This is a genomic window from Streptomyces sp. NPDC002133 (genome assembly GCF_040296405.1).
Lineage (GTDB): Bacteria > Actinomycetota > Actinomycetes > Streptomycetales > Streptomycetaceae > Streptomyces.
Window position 1 is genome coordinate 1 of sequence record NZ_JBEOXF010000136.1, and the last position, 2,362, is coordinate 2,362.

At 67.9% G+C, this 2,362-nt stretch carries 1 protein-coding gene; it reads right to left on the reverse strand.

What is annotated here, in order from left to right; genetic code table 11:
• Window positions 1–572 precede the first annotated feature (572 nt).
• A partial coding sequence (locus tag ABT078_RS42410; RefSeq protein WP_351237810.1) for an ATP-binding SpoIIE family protein phosphatase occupies window positions 573–2,362 on the reverse strand: 1,790 nt, incomplete at its 5' end.

The window sequence follows — 2,362 nt, forward strand, 5'->3', positions numbered from 1 at the left end:
TCAGCCCCAGTCGTGGACCCGCATACCCAGGCCGTGCCCTCATGATCCACCTATCGAAGGAAAGGATCGAGACGCCCTTGATGAACAATTTATCCGTGTTCAGATAGAAATGTTCGACCTGGGAAGGCATCGGTCAGTTGTACTGGACCTCTCCTGAAGTGGTGGTTCGCTGGTCACGGCCGGGCACAACTGTATGTACGCCCCCCGAACACGTTCTCCTTCCCTGCAGCGGCTTGGTGCTCTGTTGAGCGGATTGGCGGGCCAGGGCCGAACTGGAGCCCACACGCCCCGCCGAAGGCACGTGCGCCGACCCGTCCGGAGGGCACGGCGCATAGCTGCCGGACGCGGAGCGAGTCCGCGGGAGTGGCCATCGCCAAGGGGTCGGCCGTACCCGGCGTCGGCGTCGACGGGCTGCGCCCCAGGGTGTAGGCGGTCGCAACTGTCCCGATTCCGGCATGCACGTTCCTGCACTGTTCCTGTCACCCGCCTCGGAAACGATTCAGGGCCAGGCCTGAATCGTTTCCGGGGGCGATCACTCTGATTCGACCCGCTGACGACCACCGTGGCGCTGGTCATTCGTGGGGCGTCGTCATGCCGTAGGGCAGCGCCTGCTCGCACCAGATGGTTTTGCCGGTCTTGGTCTGCCGGCTACCCCAGCTCTGGGTGAGGGCTGCGACGAGGAGCAGTCCCCGCCCGCCTTCGTCGAAGGTCCGAGCATGGCGGAGGTGCGGTGTGGTGCTGCTGGCGTCAGAGACCTCGCAGATCAGTGCGCGATCGCGGATGAGGCGGAGCTGGATGGGCGGTTCGCCGTAGCGGATGGCATTGGTGACCAGTTCGCTGACCACCAGTTCGGTGATGAAAGTCGCCTCCTCCTCCAGTCCCCATTCGACGAGCTGTCCGACGACCAGCTTGCGGGCGTGCTCGACCTGGACGGCGTCGGCAGCAATCTGCCAGGTGGCGACTTGCTCCGGTGACAGGGCGTGGGTGCGGGCTAGCAGCAGGGCAACGTCATCGGCCGGGTGGCCTCTGAGCAGGGATCCGATCACGTTGTCGCAGGTCTCCTCCAGGGTGGCTGCGGGGCGCGCCAGCGTGTCGCACAGCTGGGTCAGACCGCTGTCGAAGTCCCTGTCCCGCGCTTCGACGAGGCCGTCGGTGTACAGGGCGAGCACAGTGCCGGCGTCCAGTTCCAGTTCGGTGGCTTCGAAGGGCAGGCCGCCGATGCCCAGGGGCGGTCCGATGTCACCGGAGACGACCCGCACGGTGCCATCCGGTGCCAGCACGGCGGGCAGCGGGTGGCCTGCGGTGGCAAGGGAGCACTGGCGGGAAACCGGGTCGTAGACCGCGTACAGGCACGTCGCGCCGAGGTCGGCCGCCGAGACCTTGTCCTCGTCCTGGGCACTATCGCCGACGTGGAGGACGATGTCGTCGAGGTAGGTGATCACTTCCTCTGGAGGCAGGTCTATTTCGGCCAGGGTGCGCACGGCGCTGCGCAGGCGTCCCATTGCGGCGGAGGCGTGGATGCCGTGACCAACGACGTCGCCGACGACGAGGGCGACTCGGCTGCCCGACAGTGGGATCACGTCGTACCAATCGCCGCCCACCCCGGTCTGCGGCCCGGCGGGCAGGTAGCGGGAGGCCACCTCCACTGCCGTCTGGCCGGGCAACTGCTGCGGCAGCAGGTTGCGCTGCAGCGTCAGCGCGGTGGACCGCTCCCGGGTGTAGCGGCGCGCGTTGTCGATCGCGACCGCCGCCTTGGCGGCCAGCTCCTCGGCGAGGTCTACATCGTCCTGTCCGAACGGCTCGGGTCGGCAACGCCAGAAGCCGACCGTGCCGATGGTCACCCCTCTGGCCATGAGCGGCGTCCTGATCAGCGAATGGATGCCGTAGTCGAGGATGCGTGCAGCTCGCGCCGGATCCCGCGAGCCCCAGCCGGGGGTGGTGCGCAGGTCGACGTCGATTGTCGCCTGCCCGGTCTTCAGCCCGCGCACCTCCGTCGTGGAAAGGCCCGACGCCATAGGGTCCCCCACGTTGCGCAGCGGGGCGTCCTGCCGGATGCCGGCCAGCGCCACCCGGCGCAGCTGCGTATTCTCCCTGGCCGAGGGCTCCTCACCGTGCAGGACCGGCGCCAGCAGGTCGACGGTGGTGAAGTCGGCGAAGCAGGGAACCGTCACCTGCGCCAGCTCCCGGGCAGTCTGCTCCACATCCAACGTGGTGCCCACCGACACACTCGCCTCGTACAGCAGCTCCAGGCGTTTGCGCGACTCCTCGATGCGTGTGCGGCTGTCCTGCAACGAGGCCGCCATGGTGTTGAAGGACGTACCCAGCGTGCCGATCTCCGCCACGTTGCTGGGGGTGATGCGCA